Annotated in this window: 14 protein-coding genes; 10 read left to right on the forward strand and 4 right to left on the reverse strand. The window is 68.7% G+C overall.

Going from position 1 to position 19,293, the window contains the following annotated elements; genetic code table 11:
• Window positions 1-2 precede the first annotated feature (2 nt).
• Genes BQ2383_RS05795 through BQ2383_RS05820 form a run of 6 tightly spaced genes read left to right on the forward strand, consistent with a single transcriptional unit; the run spans window position 3 to window position 8,103 of the window.
• Window positions 3-1,286: an ABC transporter substrate-binding protein gene (locus BQ2383_RS05795; RefSeq protein WP_091030977.1), complete on the forward strand. Its 1,284-nt coding sequence runs from the start codon at window positions 3-5 to the stop codon at window positions 1,284-1,286.
• A gap of 17 nt (window positions 1,287-1,303) precedes the next feature.
• Window positions 1,304-2,236, forward strand: coding sequence for a carbohydrate ABC transporter permease (locus tag BQ2383_RS05800; RefSeq protein ID WP_091030982.1), 933 nt, complete (start codon window positions 1,304-1,306; stop codon window positions 2,234-2,236).
• A gap of 20 nt (window positions 2,237-2,256) precedes the next feature.
• Window positions 2,257-3,108 carry a carbohydrate ABC transporter permease gene (locus BQ2383_RS05805; protein WP_091030986.1) on the forward strand — a complete coding sequence of 284 codons (852 nt, stop codon included), beginning with the start codon at window positions 2,257-2,259 and terminating at the stop codon, window positions 3,106-3,108.
• Window positions 3,105-5,378 carry a glycoside hydrolase family 3 protein gene (locus tag BQ2383_RS05810; RefSeq protein WP_091030990.1) on the forward strand — a complete coding sequence of 758 codons (2,274 nt, stop codon included), beginning with the start codon at window positions 3,105-3,107 and terminating at the stop codon, window positions 5,376-5,378. The genes BQ2383_RS05805 and BQ2383_RS05810 overlap by 4 nt, the downstream gene beginning before the upstream one ends.
• Window positions 5,366-6,691, forward strand: a complete 1,326-nt coding sequence (locus BQ2383_RS05815) for a glycoside hydrolase family 125 protein (protein ID WP_091030993.1) — start codon at window positions 5,366-5,368, stop codon at window positions 6,689-6,691. Before BQ2383_RS05810 ends, BQ2383_RS05815 begins: the two co-directional genes overlap by 13 nt.
• A 41-nt stretch (window positions 6,692-6,732) precedes the next feature.
• Window positions 6,733-8,103 carry an HNH endonuclease signature motif containing protein gene (locus BQ2383_RS05820; protein WP_091030997.1) on the forward strand — a complete coding sequence of 457 codons (1,371 nt, stop codon included), beginning with the start codon at window positions 6,733-6,735 and terminating at the stop codon, window positions 8,101-8,103.
• A 99-nt stretch (window positions 8,104-8,202) separates the two neighbouring features.
• Here the strand turns inward: BQ2383_RS05820 and BQ2383_RS05825 are convergent, their stop codons facing one another.
• The 4 genes from BQ2383_RS05825 to BQ2383_RS05840 form a co-directional block, all read right to left on the reverse strand.
• A complete protein-coding gene (locus BQ2383_RS05825; protein WP_091031000.1) occupies window positions 8,203-9,321 on the reverse strand; it encodes a substrate-binding domain-containing protein in 1,119 nt (372 codons plus the stop codon).
• A gap of 61 nt (window positions 9,322-9,382) precedes the next feature.
• Entirely contained in the window at window positions 9,383-10,750 is a 1,368-nt protein-coding gene (mmsB, locus tag BQ2383_RS05830) for a multiple monosaccharide ABC transporter permease (protein WP_091031004.1), read from the reverse strand.
• Entirely contained in the window at window positions 10,747-12,315 is a 1,569-nt protein-coding gene (mmsA, locus tag BQ2383_RS05835; RefSeq protein WP_432206335.1) for a multiple monosaccharide ABC transporter ATP-binding protein, read from the reverse strand. The genes mmsB and mmsA overlap by 4 nt, the downstream gene beginning before the upstream one ends.
• Before the next feature lie 182 nt (window positions 12,316-12,497).
• Window positions 12,498-13,511 (reverse strand): LacI family DNA-binding transcriptional regulator, encoded by a 1,014-nt coding sequence (locus tag BQ2383_RS05840; RefSeq protein WP_091031010.1) that lies wholly within the window; start codon window positions 13,509-13,511, stop codon window positions 12,498-12,500.
• 180 nt (window positions 13,512-13,691) lie between these two features.
• On the opposite strand from BQ2383_RS05840, the gene BQ2383_RS05845 reads away from it, so the two are divergent.
• The 4 genes from BQ2383_RS05845 to BQ2383_RS05860 all read left to right on the forward strand — a co-directional run bounded on the left by BQ2383_RS05845 (window position 13,692) and on the right by BQ2383_RS05860 (window position 19,289).
• The gene (locus BQ2383_RS05845) at window positions 13,692-15,176 is read left to right on the forward strand and encodes an amidohydrolase family protein (protein ID WP_091031013.1); all 1,485 of its coding nucleotides are present in this window, start codon (window positions 13,692-13,694) and stop codon (window positions 15,174-15,176) included.
• Window positions 15,177-15,319: 143 nt separating this feature from the next.
• Window positions 15,320-16,708 carry a serine hydrolase domain-containing protein gene (locus BQ2383_RS05850; RefSeq protein ID WP_091031017.1) on the forward strand — a complete coding sequence of 463 codons (1,389 nt, stop codon included), beginning with the start codon at window positions 15,320-15,322 and terminating at the stop codon, window positions 16,706-16,708.
• Window positions 16,705-17,628 (forward strand): serine hydrolase, encoded by a 924-nt coding sequence (locus tag BQ2383_RS05855; protein WP_091031020.1) that lies wholly within the window; start codon window positions 16,705-16,707, stop codon window positions 17,626-17,628. The genes BQ2383_RS05850 and BQ2383_RS05855 overlap by 4 nt, the downstream gene beginning before the upstream one ends.
• 65 nt (window positions 17,629-17,693) lie before the next feature.
• Window positions 17,694-19,289, forward strand: coding sequence for an ABC transporter substrate-binding protein (locus BQ2383_RS05860; protein WP_091031024.1), 1,596 nt, complete (start codon window positions 17,694-17,696; stop codon window positions 19,287-19,289).
• Window positions 19,290-19,293 lie beyond the last annotated feature (4 nt).

The raw sequence follows: 19,293 nt of genomic DNA on the forward strand, positions 1-19,293 counted from the left end.
TCATGACCGAAGGCATCGACAGACGCACCTTTCTCGGCACCGTGATCGGCGGCGGAGTGATGATCCCGCTGCTCACCGGATGCGGGCCCCTCATGCCGACCTCCGGCGTCGCCGGATCGATCTCCGTGCACACGCAGCTGAGCGGTGCGGTGTCGGGAGCCCAGGTGTTCTCGGACGTGGTCGCCGCCTACACGCGGGCAACCGACACACCCGTCGCCCTGCTGAAGAACGGCTCCGACCTGCCGATCGTCTTCGAGACGAGTTCACTCGCGGGCAAAGAAGCCGACATCGCCATGGTGAACCTTCAGGGCCGCACGCTCTCGTGGACTCGACTCGGCGCCACCGTGCCCGTGCAGGACCTGCTGGACGAATGGGACCTTCGCGACAAGATCATTCCCGAGGCGCTCGAGGAGTGGACGGACGATGAAGGCCGCCTGCGCGCGTTCCCCTTCACCCGGACGAACTGGCCCGTGTCGTTCAACACCGGCCTGCTCGAAGAAGCAGGGGTGCAGCTGCCGACCACGTCGGATGAACTGATCGCCGTCGCCGACGCGCTGCGCTCGAAGGGGATCGGCCCGGTGACCGTCGGCGGGTCGGACTGGAGCGGCCAGAAGATGTTCCTCCAGATCCTCCAGGGCTTCCTCACCAGGGACGAGGTGAAGCAGGCGTTCTCGACCGGGAAGCTCTCGGAATTCCCCGGAGCCGTCGCCGGAGTCGAGCATTTCGTCGAGCTGCGGGACGCCGGCGTCTTCGTCGACAATGTGCAGGGCTACACATCCGACTCCGAACTCACGCAGTTCAACACCCGCAAGGCGGCGATCGTACCGGCGATGTCGTCGGCTCTCGCGCTCGTCCCCGCGGAGCGCGCGACCGAAGTCGTCGTGGGCGGATGGCCGAAGCCCTCGCGAGGCGGCGTCGTCGATCACCCCACGGTCATCCAGAGCTACAACGGTCACGGCATCTGGATCAGCGCGAACGGTGCGGAGAAGCTCGATCTGCTCAAGCCCTTCATCCAGAACCTCTACTCGCCCGAGGTCACGAGCGACTTCATCCTCGGATCGGGGCGTGACATGAACCGCATCACCGACGTGGTCAGCAAGGACTTCCCCCTGGTCGCCCAGGCTTCCCAGCTCACCACCGACCAGGTGACGCCGGTCATGCTGCCCGACCTGCTCATTCCGGACTCCGTGTTCGAACCCATGATCCGGGCCACGGCGATGGCCTACGGCCGCGCGTCCGCGGATCAGATCATCGACACGTTCGAGAAGGCATACCGCGCGGCCTGACGGCCCGGAAGGACACCATGACTGCGATCGCGACGCCGGACACCACGGCACAGCTGCCCCCGATTCCCCCCGCTCAGATTCCCTCCCGACGATCGCCCCTGCGCGAGAGGTTCCCCGGCCTCGCCCTGCCCGCCCTCATCTGGTACGCGGTGTTCATGATCGGGCCGGTCATCGCGATCTTCGTGATCGCGTTCCTCGACTGGCCGGGGATGCTCGAGACGCCCACGTTCGCCGGGTGGGACAACTTCCGCGCGGTGTTCACCGACACCACCTTCTGGGCCGCGCTCGGCAACTCCGCCCTGCAGATCGTGATCGGGCTCCCGATCATGATCGTGCTGGCGTTCCTCCTCGCCTTCTACGTGGTCCAGAAGCCGCGCGGCCACAAGGTCCTGCGCTATCTGCTGTTCATCCCGGCGCTCATGTCGGCACCGGCCACGGCGATGGTCTTCTACGCGATGCTGAACCCCGACGGCCTCGTGAACGGCATCCTCACCCCGCTCGGACTGCAGGGCAACGCCTGGCTGGCCGACCCGAACACGGCGCTCGGCGCGATCATCGCGGTCGAGCTGTGGAGCGGGATCGGATACTCCGCCGTGCTCATCGCCGCCCGGCTCGACGGCGTCGACACCGAGATCGTGCAGGCGGCGCGCGTCGACGGTGCGAGCGACTGGCGCGTGGCGTGGCGGATGTACTGGCCCATCGCCCAGGACTTCATCGGCGTGGTCACGATGCTGCAGTTCCTGTCGCTGCTGTTCAACTCGGCGCAGACCGTGCTGCTGCTCACTCAGGGCGGCCCCGGCACGTCGACGACGACACTGTCGTATCTCATCTACAGCAAGGCGTTCGTCGAGACCGATCTCGGCTACAGCCAGGCGGTCGGGGTGATCCTCTTCATCCTCGGGCTGCTGGGCATGTGGCTGATCCGTCGCACGCTGCGCGCCACCCACTGATCGGACGAAGGATCTCTCCCATGGCATCACGCACCGTCCTCCCCCTCCGCGACCGAGTGGGCTCCCTCACCAGCGGCGCTCTCGCGTGGCTGTACGCAGCTGCCCTGCTCATCCCCTTCTACTACTTCATCTCGTCGTCGTTCAAGTCGAACGAGGAGATCTTCGAGTCCCCCCTCGCCCTTCCCACGACCTGGGACTTCTCGAACTTCACCACCGCGTTCCGTCAGGCGGATCTGGGTCTGGCGATCGCGAACTCCGCCCTCACGACGGTCGGCGCATTGGCGCTCACCCTGGTGCTGGCGCTGCCTGCGTCGTTCGCGCTCGCCCGTGCGAAGGGTCGCCTGGGCAGGATCATCGAGACGACCTTCAGCCTCGGCTTCCTGATCCCCTCCTTCGCCGCCCTCTTCCCGACCTTCCTCCTGGCGGCGTCGGTCGGCCTGTTCCACACGCGCACTTTCGTCGTGCTGCTCCTTCCCGCCACCGCCCTCCCCCTCTCGATCGTGATCCTCACGGCGTTCATGCGCACGATTCCGCGCGAGCTGGAAGAGGCGGCGTCGATGGACGGGGCGACGACGCTGCAGGTGCTGCGGCAGGTGTACCTGCCGATCTGCATCCCCGGCATCGCGACCGTGCTGCTGCTGAACTTCCTGTCCTTCTGGAACGCCTACCTCTATCCGCTCATCCTCATCGGTCCCGACACCGCTCAGCGCACCATCCAGGTCGCTCTGCCCACGCTCAAGGTCGACGCCGGCACCGACTACGGCGTGCTCATGGCCGGCACGCTCCTGACACTGCTGCCGGTGTACCTCGTGTACACGGTGCTGCAGCGGCAGATGCAGCGGGCACTCGTCTCGGGGGCGATCAAGGGATGACCCCGTCGTCGGCGACCCTCCCGCTCCGCGAACGGGTCGGCCAGATCAACCAGCGCCTGAAGGGGTGGGAGGCCGTCCGCTGGGTCGACGGCGCTCCCCGGATCACCGATGTCCTGCGGCGCGCGGTCGACCGCTGGGGCGGCATCGGCGCCCTCTACGGCGTGCTCCGCGCCGACCCCTGGTCGCAGGTGCGCTGGAGCAACGGGATCCCACCCGCGCGCAGCGCGGAGACCTATGAGCTCGTGCAGGATTTCGTGCGCACTCGGGGCGCCGGGCTGCCGACGCTCTTCGTGGAGGAGGTGCCGCACGGACTCATGGCGCTCGGCGGCACCACCGTGCCGGTGAACCTGGCGCTGGGCGCAGGCATGGACCCCGAGCTCACCGCGCAGCTCGCGGCGCACATCGCCGCCGAGACCCGGGCCCGCGGCGCTCACGTGGCTCTGGTATCGGGACTCGACATCCTGCGGGACCCTCGATGGGGGCGGGCGGAGGAGTGCTTCAGCGAGGACCCCGCCCTGGCAGCCGCACTCATGGAGGCAACGGTGCGAGGTATGCAGGGCTCCCGATCGGACGGCCGGATCGACGGCGACCACATCGCCGTCGTGGCCAAGCACCTCGCCGCCCAGGGCGCGGGGATCGGCGGCAGGAACGGATCGGGGGCGCCGATCGGTCGGCGGGAACTGGGCGAGATCCACCTGCGCCCCGCCTACGCCGCCGCTCGAGCAGGTGTCGCCGGATTCATGGCGGCATACAACGACATCGACGGCGTCGCCTGCACCGCGAACAGAGACCTGCTCACCGGCACGCTGCGCGACGACTGGAACTGGACGGGCATCGTCATGGCCGACGGCACCGCTGTCGATCGGCTGCGCGACAGCACACCGGATCCGGCCACCGCCGCCGCGCTCGCCATCCATGCGGGTGTCGACCTGAGCCTGTGGGACGAGGCCTTCACCCACGTGGAGGAGGCGGTCCAGCGCGGGATCCTCGATGAGGCCGACGTGACGCGTGCCGCCGATCGGGTGCTCGCCCTCAAGGAGCGCGTGGGACTGCTCGACGGGTCGATATCGAGGGACCACGCAGCGGAGCCGGACGCCGCGACCACCCGTGAGTTCATCGCGCTCGTCTCTCGCGCGGCGGCCCAGGCCTGCGTGCTGGTGCACGACGACGACGCACTCCCCCTCCCGGCCTCGGCCGTCGTCGCGGTGATCGGCCCCAACGCCGATGACCTCGAAGCACAGTTGGGCGACTACACCCCTCCGCGCCCGCAGGACGATCCGGGTGTCTCCACGGTCCGCTCCGCTCTCGAGGCGCGTCACGGTGTCGGCAACGTGAGGTACGCGCAGGGGTCGGGCCATCGCACAGCGCTCTCCGACGAGGCGACCGCCGCCGTCGACGACGCTCTCGCCGGCGCGACGGCCGCTGTCGTCGTGCTGGGAGGAACGAGCAGGCGCAGCTACGAGGACGAATTCGCGGACAACGGCGCTGTCGACGGACCGGCGCCGGACACCACGAACGGCGAGGGCGTCGATCTCTCCCGCCTGGCCCTGCCCGCCGAGCAGCTCGCCCTGCTCCGCGCCGCCCGCGCCGCCGTTCCGCTGGTGATCGCGGTGCTGATCGACGGTCGCCCTCGACCGCTCGACGAGCTGATCCCGTTCTGCGACGCCCTGATCGTGTCTCCGTTCCCCGGGCCCGCCGGCGGGGCGGCCATCGTCGACGTGATCGCCGGCGGCCGCGGTGGCGGACTCCTGCCGGCCACGCACCCGCGCGCGGACGGTGTCCTCCCCGTCGCCCACGACGAGCGGATGGAGACGGCGCGCGGGTACGTCGACGCCCGCATCCCCGTCGGTCAGCTCTTCGGTGCCGGAGCGCCGGCCGGGATCACGGTGACCCTGCGCCCCGCCGACCCCGGGATCGCGACCGACGCGCTGAACGACGGCGACACGGTCACCCTCCACGCCGACATCGTCAACTCCTCCGACTCAGCCGTCTCGCTCGCCGTGCCGCTGTACGGCAGACGACACGAGCGCGGACTGCGGCCGCGCCGACGCACGCTGCTCAGCGTCCGCCGCGTGCGCGTCGAGGCGCGGTCCGGCGCGGTGCTGCCCTTCGTCCTCGGCACGGATGAACTGGGGTCCTGGGCGGCAGGCCGCCCGGAGGCAGCGCCCGCGGAGGTGCTCGCCTGGACGGCATCCACTCACGATCCCCCCGCCGACGCGGTCGCCGTGCGGATCACCGATGGGAAGGGACGCACCGGATGGGAGAGCTGACCGCGTTCACGCCGGATGCTCACACGCGCGGGCTGCTCCGCCACGCGGCCGACGAAGTCCGGGAGCTGTGCGGGACGCGCATCGGCGACCTGGTCGAAGCCGCGCTGCTGCGCACCCTCACCGACACCGTGGGCATCGACCCGACCGGGAGGGTGTTCGTGATCACCGGCGACATCCCGGCGATGTGGCTGCGTGATTCGACGACCCAGCTCACGCCGTACCTGCGATTCGTCGACCGCGCCCCGCAGCTGGCCGACCTGGTGGAGCGTGTGGTCCGTCGGCAGATGACGTTCATCGCGCACGACTCCTACGCGAACGCCTTCAACGACGGACCGACCGGCGCACACTACGACCCGGACGACGTCTGCGACGATCCCGCCGTCTGGGAGCAGAAGTACGAGGTCGACAGCCTCTGCTATCCGGTCACGCTGGCGCACGCGCTCTGGCGCCGCACCGGGCGCAGCGCGTTCCTCGTCGAGGACGGAACCCCCGACGTGCTGCGTTCGATCGTGACGCAACTGCGCGAGGAACAGCACCACGACCGCTCTCCGTACCGGTTCGAACGGCCGGGCGCGATCCCCACCGAGACGCTGGCCCGAGGGGGACGCGGGTCGGCTGTCGCCGACACGGGCATGACCTGGAGCGCTTTCCGCCCCTCGGACGATGCCTGCACCTACGGCTACAACATCCCCGCGAACCTCTTCGCCTCCCAGGCGCTTCGCAACATCGCGGAAATCGCCGACGAGGTCCTCGCCGACGCCGCGCTGGCCGCCGATGCCCGACGACTCTCCGGCGAGCTGCGGGCCGGCGTGCACGCGCACGGGGTGGTCGCGTCCGCCGACGGGCGCGCGATCTACGCCTACGAGGTCGATGGATTCGGCGGTGCGCTCATCATGGACGACGCCAACACTCCTTCGCTGTTGTCCCTGCCCCTCATCGCGCCGGATGTGCTCGATCGCGACATCTGGGCGGCCACACGCGATGTGATCCTCAGCCCCGCGAACCCGTACTGGTTCTCCGGGACCGCGCTGACCGGTATCGGGAGTCCGCATACGCGGGATCGCCGGGTCTGGCCGATCGCGCTCGTCGTCGAAGGGCTCGTCGGCTCCCCCGAAGACCGTGCGCGCGCTCTCGCGGTGATCGCCGCCACGGATGCCGGCACGGGACACATCCACGAGAGCATCGACATCGACGACCCGGCTGTCTTCTCCCGCGCCTGGTTCTCGTGGGCGGAATCGATGTTCTGCGAGCTCGCTCTCGCCGTCGTCGACGATGCCCGAGACGGTCCCGATCGGATGCCGGAATCTCGGTGAACATAGTTTCGAATGTCGGTGGTTCGTGATGGACTGAAGTCATGACAGCACTGCTCCACGCGACCGACTCCCAGATGGCGATGCTCGCCGATCTGGTGGCGTCGCTCGAGGCGGCAGAAGCGACGCTGAGCAGCATGCACGCGGCCAGAGACGGCATGCTCGCGATGGCCGGGCGTCTGGCGATCGACATCGCCCGGGAGGCTGCGCATCCCGATCATGGCGACATGGCGATCCGCACGGTGGCGGCCGAGATCGGCGCCGCGCAGCACCTGAGCGACCGCACGATCGAGCGACGGATGGCAGAGGCCTCCTGGCTCGTCGAGCGCTTCCCGACGGTGTGGGAGGCGCAGGGCGAGGGGCGCATCAGCGCTGCGCACGCGCGGGTGATCGTCGACGCGGGCGCCCACCTCGACGATGCCGCCGACCGGCGGGCCTACGCCGGCGAAGCGGTGGCGATCGCCGAGACCGAGTCCCCGAACCGGCTACGGCGGCTCGCGCGGCGCCTGGCCGAACGGTTCCAGGAGCGCACGGTCACCGAACGGCACCGCGAGGCCCGCAAGGGCCGCCGCGTGTGGGCGAGAGATCTCGACGACGGGATGGCCGAGCTCGGCACCCGCGGCCCGGCCGCGCTCATCCACGGCATGTTCGACCGGCTCTCGCAGATGGCGCACGCGGTGAAGAAAGACAATGCCCGCGCGGCGAGAGATGCCGACTCCGATGGCCCTCCGGCAGACGAGCGCACGATCGATCAGTTGCGCGCCGACCTGCTCGCCGACCTCCTGCTCACGGGAACCCCGGCAGGACACGACACGACCGACGGGCTGCTCGGCGAGATCCGCGCCCGCGTCGAGGTCTCCGTGCCGGTGATGTCTCTGATGGACGATGACCGGAAGGCTCCGGATGCCGCCGCTTTCGTGCGCACGCCCGGCGATTCCGGATGCGGGCGCTCCGGTGACTCCGTGCCGCCAGCCCTGCTCGACGGCACGATGCCGATCGACATCACGACCGCCCGCAGGCTTGCCGGCTCGGCCGTGGGCTGGGATCGTGTGCTGACGCATCCGATCTCCGGCGCGCTGCTCGCCGTCGACCGCTACCGGCCGAGCGAGCAGTTGCGGCGACATCTGCGCGCGCGGGATCAGCGGTGCCGGTTCCCCGGGTGCGGGATCGGGGCGCGGAAGTGCGATCTCGACCACAATCACGCGGCTTCGACCGGGGGCGCGACCACGGATGTGAATCTCGCCGCGTTCTGCCGACGACATCACATGCTCAAGCACCACTCCCCCTGGCAGGTCGAACAGCGTGCGGGTGGCGTGCTGGAGTGGACGAGCCCGACCGGACGCACGTACATCGATCGGCCGCCGCCCCAGAACACGGTGAGGTTCACCGAGTCAACAGTGCCCGCTCCGTTCTGAACGGTGGCGACCGGTAGCAGGAAACGGCGACCGGAAGCGGGACACAGCGAACGGGCCGCCCGAACCCGAAGGTCCGGACGGCCCGAGGATGCTGCGGGATTACTGGTACGACTTCACGATCTCGAGGAGGCTCGGGACGTTGGCGTACGCCTCGGCCGCGTTCTCCTTCGTGACGATGACCGGAGGCAGCAGGAACGCGGGAACGACCTTCGCACCGTTGTCGTACTGCTCGGTGTCGTTCACGTCGACCTCTTCGCCCTTCTGGAGCTGGCCGACCATCTTGATCGACTGCTCGACGAGGAGCGTGGTGTCCTTGTTGATCGTGGAGTACTGGATGCCCTCCATGATCGACTTCACCGACTCGACCTCGGAGTCCTGGCCGGTGACGACCGGGACATCCTTGCCCGCACCCTGCACCGAGGTGATGATGGCGCGAGCGAGCGTGTCGTTCGGGGACAGGACGCCGTCGAGCGTCTCAGAGCTGTAGGTCGACGTGAGGATCGAGTCCATACGGCGCTGCGCGTTCTCGGCCTTCCAGCCCTCGGTCGCCGTCTGGGCGATCTCGGTCTGACCCGAGACGACCTTCAGCGTGCCGTCGTCGATCTTCGGCTGGAGGACCTCCATGGCGCCGTTGAAGAACACCGCGGAGTTCGCGTCATCCGGCGAGCCCGAGAACAGCTCGATGTTGTACGGAGCCTCGTGGCCCGCACGCTCGGCGAGACCGTCGAGCAGAGCCTGACCCTGGAGCTTGCCGACCTCGAAGTTGTCGAACGCGACGTAGTAGTCGACGGCCTCCGTGTTCTCGATCAGACGGTCGTACGCGATGACGGCGACACCGGCGTCGCGGGCGGCCTCGACCTGCGTCGCGAGCTGCTTGCCGTCCTTGGCGCCGATGATGATGACCTTGGCGCCACCGGTGACCATCGCCTGGATCTGGTTCTGCTGCTCGGCGACCGTGTTGCTGGCCGGCGCGTACTGCACGTCGGCCTTGAACCCGGCCTTCTCGAGTCCGTCGGTGAACAGCTGACCGGCGAGGACCCAGTTCTCCGAGGTCTTGTCCGGGAGGGCGACACCGATCGTGGCGTCGGCGGCGAAGCCTGCTGCCGCCTCGTCGCCCCCATCGGCGCCGGTGTCTCCGCCACGCTCCGAGGAGCAGCCGGTGAGGGCGAAAGCGCCCACGGCGACGATCGCTGTCGCCGTAAGAAGCATCTTCTTCATGTGATCTCTTTCTCTGGTGTGTGTAGGTCTCGACGCGTGTGCGTGCGCAGTGAGACCCCTACTATCCGCGCGTCTCGTCGACGGCGGGGGCTTCGTACTTCTGACTGGTGGGGTAGTTCGCCTTCGGGTCGAAGGTGTCGGTCATCGGGTCTTCCTTGCGGCCGAAGCGACGCGTGAGGAAGCCGGTGATCGACGGGCGGCCCTGCTGCTTGTTCCAGACGTCGACACCGACGGCGAACAGGAGCACGAGGCCCTTGATCATCGAGACCACGTCGGCACCGGCGCCCAGCAGCGCGAGACCGTTGTTCAGGAACGCCATCACGAGACCACCGATGATCGAGCCGATCACGGTTCCGATACCGCCCGAGACGGCCGCGCCACCGATGAAGACCGACGCGATCGCATCCAGCTCCCAGCCGTTGCCGTCCTGCGGCCCCGAGGCCGTGGCCCTGGCGACATAGATCATGCCGGCCAGCGAGGCGAGCACCGACATGTTCATCATCACGAAGAAGTCGACCCAGCGGTCCTTCACACCCGACAGGCGCGCGGCCTGGCGGTTGCCACCGACCGCGTAGATGTGGCGACCGAACACGGTGTTGTTCGTGATGAACGAGTAGAGGATGACGAGCGCGAGCAGGATGATGCCCGAGATCGGGAAGCTGGTGCCCTCACGGCCGGTGGCGAACAACCAGCCCGCGATGAGGATCACGACCGAGATCAGCACGACCTTGGTGACGCTCACCCACAGCGGCGCCATCTCGGCACCCATCTTGTGCTGGATGCGACGGGTGCGGATCTCCCAGAAGACGATCCACGCGACGCCGAGCAGCGCGAGCAGCATGGTGAAGACGTTGAACGGCACGGGGATGAACGACAGCTCGGGCAGGTAACCGGCGCCGATGACCTTGAAGCCCTGCGGGACCGGGATCGACTGCGAGTCGCCGACCCACTGGTTCGCTCCGCGGAAGAACAGCATGCCCGCCAGCGTCACGATGAACGCCGGTACCCCGACATACGCCACCCAGAACCCTTGCCAGGCACCCACGAGCACGCCGACGCCGAGGCCGAGGAGCACACCGAGCGGCCAGGGGAGGTTCCAGTCGGCCATGGCCTTCGCGACCACGATGCCGGTGAACGCGGCGACCGAGCCGACCGACAGGTCGATGTGACCCATGATGATCACCATCACCATGCCGATCGCGAGGATCAGGATGTACGAGTACTGGTTGACGACGTTGATCAGGTTGCCGGACGAGAGCGTGAGGCCGGTGCCCTTGAAGATCCAGGTCAGCACCTGGAAGACGACCAGGATCACGACGAGGCTGCCGAGGATGCCGAACTGGCGGAGCGTCGACTGGCCGCCCCCGAACATCTTCGTGATGTCCTTGAAGTGGAAGCCGCGCTTCGTTGCGGTGGTGTCGGTGGTCATGCGGATGCTTTCTGGTTCGTCGAGGTCATGCTGCGCATGAGGTCCTCGGGTGTCGCCTGGTCGGCCGGGATGCAGTCGGTGACCCGACCTTCGAAGACGGTGTAGATGCGGTCGGAGATGCCGAGCAGCTCGGGCAGCTCGCTGGAGATGACGATGACGCCCTTACCTTGAGCTGCGAGCTGGTTGATGATCGCGTAGATCTCGTACTTCGCGCCCACGTCGATGCCGCGGGTCGGCTCGTCGAGGATCAGCAGGTCGGGGTCGGTGAACATCCACTTCGCCAGCACGACCTTCTGCTGGTTTCCACCGGACAGCTTGCCGACCCCCTCCTCGACCGAGGGCGTCTTGATGCGGAGCGCCTTGCGGTAGTCCTCCGCCACGGCGAACTCGGCACGCGCATCGACGACGCCGCGCTTGGCGATCTTGGAGAGCTTGGCGGCGACGACCGAGCGCTTGATGGTGTCGAGCAGGTTGAGCCCGAGCACCTTGCGGTCCTCGCTGACGTACGCCAGGCCGTGCTTGATCGCGGATGACACGTCGTGGAGCGCGACCTCCTGGCCGTCCTTGATCAGGGTGCCGGAGAGGAAGTTGCCGTAGGAGCGACCGAAGATGCTCATGGCGAACTCGGTGCGCCCGGCGCCCATGAGCCCGGCGATGCCGACGACCTCGCCGCGGCGGACGTTGATGTTCGAGCCCTTCACGACCATGCGCTCCGGGACGGTCGGATGCTGCACCCACCAGTCCTTGACCTCGAAGAACACCTCGCCGATCTCGGGCGTGCGGTCGGGGTACCGGCTCTCGAGCGAGCGGCCGACCATGCCGCGGATGATCCGGTCCTCGTTGATCTCACCGCGGGAGACGTCGAGCGTCTCGACCGTGCGGCCGTCGCGGATGATCGTGATCTCATCGGCGATCTGCTCGATCTCGTTGAGCTTGTGGCTGATCATGATCGACGCGATGCCCTTGGCCTTGAGGCCGAGGATCAGGTCGAGCAGGTGCTGGGAGTCGTTCTCGTTGAGCGCGGCGGTCGGCTCATCGAGGATCAGGAGCTTGACCTCCTTGTTGAGCGCCTTGGCGATCTCGATCAGCTGCTGCTTGCCGACGCCCAGGGTCTTGATCTGCGCGTCCGGGTCCTCGCTCAGACCGACGCGGGCGAGGAGCTCGATCGTGCGCTCCTTCTGCGCCTGCCAGTCGATGCGGCCGCCGCGGGAGATCTCGTTGCCGAGGAAGATGTTCTCGGTGACCGAGAGCTCGGGGATCAGCGCGAGCTCCTGGTGGATGATCGCGATGCCGGCCTGCTCGCTGGCGACGATGTCCTTGAAGCGCTGCTCCTCGCCGTACAGCAGGATCTCGCCCTCGTAGGTCCCGTAGGGGTACACCCCGGAGAGGACCTTCATCAGGGTCGACTTCCCGGCGCCGTTCTCACCGCAGATCGCGTGGATCTCGCCGGCGCGGACGGTGATGGAGACATCGGCCAGCGCCTTGACCCCCGGGAACTCCTTGGTGATGCTGCGCATCTCCAGGATCGGGCCTGACACAGTCGGCAACGTTGCAGTGGTGCTCACGGATCATTCCTCGCGACGTGCGGTCACCTTCAATGTGACCGTTCACATCGATATATCGTCGTCTTCTGGCGGACCGCTGTCAAGTCCACGCCGGGATTTCGTGTCGCTACCGTGATGCGCAGGCATTACGCAGGCATGGCGCAGCACCGTCGCCGCAGCGATGCACCGCGGTTTCTCGACGGTCAGCGTGATGCGGCGGATTCGCGCGCACGCAGGATCGTCTGCAGCGGGCCGAACTCCGGCACCTGCTCACCACGGATCTGCGCGAGCAGGATGCGCACGGCGCGGCGCCCGAGCTCGGGGAAGTCCTGGTGCACGGTGCTGAGCGACGGAGCCACATGCGCCGCGACGGGGATGTCATCGAAACCGATCACACTCACGTCGTGCGGGACGCGTATCCCGGAGTCGCGGAACCCGTGCATCAGCCCGATCGCCATGAGGTCGTTGGCGGCGAACACGGCGGTGAAGTCGCGCCGGAGCGAGAGCTCCTTGCCCGCGAAGTACCCGAAGTCCGCGGTCCAGTCGCCACGGATCGGCGGGAACGTCGGCAGATCGGCTTCGCGCAGCCCGTCGAGATAGCCGCGCATGCGTGACTCGGCCTCGATCCAGTCCTGCGGCCCCGCCAGGTGCAGGATGTCACTGTGACCGAGCGAGATCAGGTGCTCCGTGGCCGCTCTGGCACCGGCGACCTGGTCGGCGGACAGGCTCACCCCGTCCGAGCCGGATGCCGTCTGCAGCGTGACGAACGGCATGTCGACGGACATGCCGCGAAGGACATGGAAGACCCGGACCTGCGGTGCGAGCACCACGATCCCGTCCACCTGCTCGCGCGAGAGCTGCCGCACCGCGTTGCCGATCGCCTCGGGACTCGTCGCGGGGAGGTTCAGGGTCGAGACCGAGTACCCCTCCTCGCGCGCCGCATCCTCGATCCCCGCGATGGACGACGTCGGACCGAACTCCCCGATCGTCGCCGAGAGGATCCCCAGCATGTTCGACTTGCTGGTGACCAGCGCCCTGGCCGCGAGATTCGGCCGGTAGTCGAGCACGGCGATCGCGTCGAGGACCTTGGCCTTCGTCTCGGGACGGATGCTCGGATGATCGTTCAGCACCCGGGACACGGTCTGATGCGAGACCCCGGCGAGCCGCGCGACGTCGCGGATGCTGGGCAGCCGCGCACGCTCGGAGGCGGTGGACATCACTAGCCTCCTCGCGTGTGCACGGTCACATCGTCACTTCATTATGTCTGCTGGGACGCGCGCACGCACCTCTCGCCGACCGTCGCCACGCGTCGACGGTTGTGCGGGGGCACGGGAACGTGCACCCGGTTTCGTCGAACTGCACCGGAACGGCCTCCCTCAGCATGGCATCGTGACCACGTGGACACTCTGCTGCGCGGCGGGCGCGTCATCGACCCGAAGACCGGATCCGACCGGATCGCCGACCTCCTGATCGCGGACGGACGGGTGGCCGCCGTCGGCGACGCGCTCACGGCGCCGGTGGATGCGGACATCGTCGACGCCACGGGTCTCATCGTCGGGCCGGGCTTCGTCGACCTGCACAGCCACGTGCACTCGATCGCCGGACAGCGTCTGCAGGCGATGGACGGCGTCACCACCGCACTCGACCTCGAAGCGGGCCTCATGCCGATCGCCGAGGCTCTCGCACGCGCCGCAGCAGACGGCCGCCCCCTGAACTACGGATTCTCGGCCTCCTGGTCGCAGGCGCGGGCGTACGCGCACCTCGACCGGGTGCCCGTCGCCGACTTCGCCGCGTCGATGGACCTGCTCGGCAAGCCCGAGTGGCAGCGCGCCTCCTCCCCCGCCGAACGCCGCCGCTGGTTGAGCCTGCTCGAGGACGAGCTTGGCGCCGGCGCCCTCGGGATCGGTGTGCTCATGGGTTACGCGCCCCGCTCCGATCCGGACGAGTACCTGGAGCTCGCCCGGCTGGCCGCGGCCGCGCATGCCCCGACGTTCACGCACGTGCGCGAGCTGATCGAAGCCGACCCCCGCACGCCGATCGACGGATCGGAAGAGCTCGTCCGCGCGGCCGCCGAGACCGGCGCCGCCATGCACCACTGCCATGTGAACAGCACGTCGCTGCGCCACATCGACCGCGTGCTGGCTCTGCTCGACCGCAGCCGCGCGGCGGGCTCCCGTGTGACGGTCGAGGCCTATCCCTACGGCGCGGGCAGCACGGCGATCGGCGCGTTCTTCCTCGCCCCGGAGAAGCTCAAGGGACTCGGAATCACCCCGAGCTCGCTCGTGCTCGTCGACACCGGCGAGCGCATCGCCGACGACGCCCGGCTGCGCGAAGTCCGCGCCACCGACCCCGGCGCCGCGTGCATCGTGACGTTCCTCGACGAAGCGGACCCCCTCGATCGCGCGCACCTGCACCGTGCCCTCGCCTACCCCGATTCGATCGTCGCGAGCGATGCGATGCCGATCTCGTGGGCAGAGACCGACGGCCGGACCGTGTACGAGCAGCGCGACTGGCCTCTCCCCTCCGGCGGGCACACGCACCCGCGCACGGCGGGGACGTTCACGAAGTCCCTTCGTCTCATGGTCGTCGAGAGCGGAACGTGGAGCTGGCTCGAAGCCTTCCGTCGCTGCGCCTTCCTGCCCGCGCGGGTGCTCGATGAGGTCTCCTCCGGCATGCGCGGCAAAGGGCATCTGGCCATCGGAGCCGATGCCGACATCGTGGTGCTCGATCCGACGACCCTGACCGACCGGGCGACGTACTCCGACCCGACCCGGCCCTCGCGGGGCATCCGCCACCTGTATGTGCACGGCACCCCCGTCGTGCGCGCCGGCGCGATCGTGACCGAGGCCCTTCCGGGGCGCCCCGTACGAGGGAATGCCTGAGGCATCGATCCTTCGTCCGGGCGAACCAACGTCTGCGCAAGTCTCGTCGCCCGGCACCAACGGGCCGGCGGAGCACGCGAATAGTCTCGGCCCCATCGCCGTCGCCCCGAATGCGACGACCCACTCGATGCAGAGGAGCGCACGTGTCCGACCTGAACGAAATCGGCAGCTGGGTGCGGGAGAACCTTCCCGCGATGCTGGCCGACGCGCACATCCCCGCGGCCTCCGTCGCGATCCTGTCCGACGGTGAGATCTTCACCACCGCCGCAGGAATCCTGAACCGCAACACCGGTGTCGAAGCCGACGTGGACTCGGTCTTCCAGATCGGCTCGATCACCAAGACCTGGACGGCGACGCTCATCATGCAGCTCGTCGACGAGGGGCTGCTCGACATCGACGCCCCGGTGCGCGACACCGTGCCCGCCTTCGCGATCGGCGACGATGCGGCAGCGAGCACGATCACGGCCCGACAGTTGCTGAGCCACGTGAGCGGCTTCGAGGGCGATCTCTTCAACGACACCGGGGTCGGCGACGACGCCGTGGAGAAGTACCTCGCGACGATCGCCGACGCTCCGCAGCTCTTCACCCCCGGCGAGCGCTTCTCGTACAACAACGCCGCCTTCGTGGTGCTCGGCCGCATCGTCGAGGTCCTGCGCGGCACGTCCTACGACCAGGCGCTGCGTACTCACCTCGCCGGTCCGCTGGGCCTGACGCATGTGGCCACCACGGCCTCGGAGGCGATCATGTTCCGCGCCGCGCTCGGGCACATCCCGGCAGAGGGCAGCGACGAGCCGGTTCCCGCACCGGTCTGGAACCTCGTGCGCTCCAACGCACCCGCCGGGTCGATGCTCGCGATGACCGCGCATGATCTGGTGAGCTACGCCCGCATGCACCTGGACGGCGGCGTCGCCCCCGACGGGACTCGTGTGCTGTCGGAGCAGAGCGTCTGCGCGATGCAGGAGCGTCAGGTCGAGCTCCCCGAGCTCGGCCTCATGGGCGATGCCTGGGGCCTGGGCTGGGAGATCTTCGACTGGGACGGTGGCCCCGTGATCGGCCACGACGGCGGCACCATCGGGCAGAACGCGTTCCTGCGGATGGTGCCCTCCGCGGGGGTCGCCGTGGCGGTCCTCACGAACGGCGGGCAGACGGTCGACGCCTACCACGCCATCACCTCGCGAGTGCTCGCGGAGCTGGCCGGGGTCACGATGCCCGCGCTGCCCACGATCCCGGAGACGCCGGTCGAGGTCGACGTGGACCGCATCCTCGGCACGTATTCGTCATCGGTCTCGGACTCGACCGTGCGACTCGACGACGACGGCCGCATCTGGCTCGAGCGCACGATGAAGGGGATCTTCGCCGAGCTGGGCCCGGCACCGGAGCCGGTCGAACTCGTCGGCTGGACGACGGACACACTGCTCCCCCGCAAGCAGGAGCACGGGATGCGCATGCCGCACGCCTTCGTCGGCGATGACGGCACCGGACGAGCCCTGTACCTGCACACCGGACGAGCCGACCGCCGGGTCGACGCATGAGCACGACGGCGGCGATCGAGCCGGACACCGCGGTGACCAGCGGGGAGAGCATCGCCGAGATCTTCGCGGATGCCGGCGCCACCGGGTTCCTGCACGCGCGGGAGATCGGCGAAGAGGGCGGCCCGGAGGTGAGCGTCGATGCCGACGAGCCCGTGGTGCTCGCCTCGGTGTTCAAGATCCTCGTGCTCACGGCGTACGTCCGTGCGGTCGCCGCCGGTGAACTCGACCCGACCGAGCGGACCACCGTGACGGCGCGCTACCGCATCGGCGGCGTGGGCACCGCGGGGTTCTCGGACGACGTCGAGGCCAGTTGGCGCGACCTCGCGCAGAACATGATGACCATGAGCGACAACGCCGCGACCGACGTCGTGTACCACCGGCTCGGGAGCGATGCCGTGAACCGGGTCATCAGCGACCTGGGGCTGCGGCAGACGCGGCTCGTGGGGTGCTGCGAAGACCTGTTCGCCTCGGTCGTCTCCGATCTCGGCGGCACACCCGACAGCGACCTCGACGAGCTGTTCGAGGGGGCGAGCGCCGAGCAGATCCTCGCGCTCGACGCGGTGCATCCGATCAAGACCTCGCACTCCACTCCGCGGGATGTCACGACGCTGCTCGACGCGCTGTGGACCGACACCGCGGCACCGGCCGAGGCCTGCCGTCAGGCACGCGACATCATGGCGCAGCAGATCTGGCCGCACCGGCTGAGCTCCGGCTTCCCCTCCGGTGTGCGCATCGCGGCGAAGACCGGCACGCTGCCCACCTGGCGCAACGAGGCCGGCGTGGTGACCTATCCCGACGGCCGGCAGTACGCGGTGGCCGTGTTCACCCGCGCCGCATCGCTGGCCGAACGACAGCCTCTGGTGGACGCCTCGATCGGCCGCGCGGGCTTCGCGGCCGTCGAGCACCTGCGCGCCCTCTGACCTGCACCATCCACCCCCCCTGCACCATCCACCTGCACCATCCCGAACACTGCTGGAGGCTTCTGATGCGTTCTCGTACCCCGCTGATCGCGCTGCTGGGCGTTGCGGCGCTCGCCCTGACGTCCTGTGCCGCGAGCGCTCCCCCCGGAGGCGGTGACAGTGCCGAAGGCGTCCTCGCGGACGGCAAGACGTTCACCGCCGCCGTCGCCACCGATCCGGGCACGCTCGACCCGTTCACGACCGTCATCGGCACCGCTCGACAGATCGATCGCTACCTGTACGGTCGCCTCGTCGAGGTGCAGAGCGACGGGACGATCCTGTCCGGCCTCGCCTCCGAATGGGAAGCCGGGACGGAGCAGGCGACCTTCACGCTGCGCGACGACATCACCTGCCAGGACGGCTCGCCGCTCACGGCCTCCGACGTCGCCGCGAACATCTCGTTCATCGGCGATCCGGCGAACGGCTCTCCCCTCGCCGGCGTGCAGGTGCAGCCGGGCACCACCGCGACGGGCGACGACGCCAGCGGCATCGTCACCGTCACGAGCGGACGGCCCGATGCCTTCCTCGTGGAGAACATCGGAAGCATCTCGATCGTGTGCGGCAACGTCGTCGACGACGCCGACGCCCGAGCCGCCGGCGAAGGCGCGACCGGGATGTTCACACTCACCGAGGTCGTGCCGAACAGCCAGTACACCCTGACCCGTCGCGACGACTTCACCTGGGGGCCCGGCGACTGGGATCCGAAGCAGCCGGGCATTCCCGACAAGGTCGTCTACCGAGTCATCCCGAACGAGACGACCGCGGCGAACCTCGTGCTCTCCGGCGAGGTCAACACGGCACTCGTGATCGGCCCGGATCGCCAGCGCCTGCAGGACGCCGGGCTGTTCGTCTCCGAGCTGCCGCTGGCGGCCGGACAGCTGTTCTTCAACCAGGCGGACGGCCACCCCGGCTCTGATCAGGCAGTGCGTGAAGCCCTCACGGAAGCACTCGACCTCGCTCAGCTCCGCCAGGTCCTCACGAGCGGAGAGGGCACGGCGGCGAAGAGCCTCATCACGATCGCTCCGAACCCCTGCCAGGCCGATGTCGTCGGCGATCTGCTCCCCGCCTTCGACGAGAAGAAGGCCGCCGCGGGCCTCGACGCCGCCGGATGGAAGGCCGGCTCCGACGGCATCCGTGAGAAGGACGGGACGGCGATGACGATCACTCTCCTCACTCCCACGACGCTCGGCGACGGCGGCAGCGCCGCGGCGGAGCTCATGCAGGCATCGTGGAAGAAGCTCGGTGTCGACGTGACGATCAAGACCGTCGATGCGCCCTCGTTGAGCGAGACTCTCTTCGCCTCCGGCGACTGGGACGTCTCCGCTGCTCCGCTGGGGGTCTCGCTGCCGAGCATGCTGGTGCCGTTCTACTCCGGACCGACCCCGCCCAACGGCACGAACTTCGCGTCGGTGGCAGATGACGCCTACACGGCCGCCGTCACCGCCGCCTCGTCGAAGCCGGGCACCGAAGGATGCGCCGACTGGGGCGACGCCGAGAAGGCCCTGTACACGTCGGTGTCGGTCGTCCCGTACGCCAACAATGTGCTGACGACGTTCGGCAACAAGGTGACCTTCACCGAGGGCGACGGCATCGACCCCGCCTCGATCCGCATGTACGAGTAGACCC

The sequence above is a fragment of the Microbacterium oxydans genome, assembly GCF_900095745.1.
Lineage (GTDB): Bacteria > Actinomycetota > Actinomycetes > Actinomycetales > Microbacteriaceae > Microbacterium > Microbacterium oxydans_B.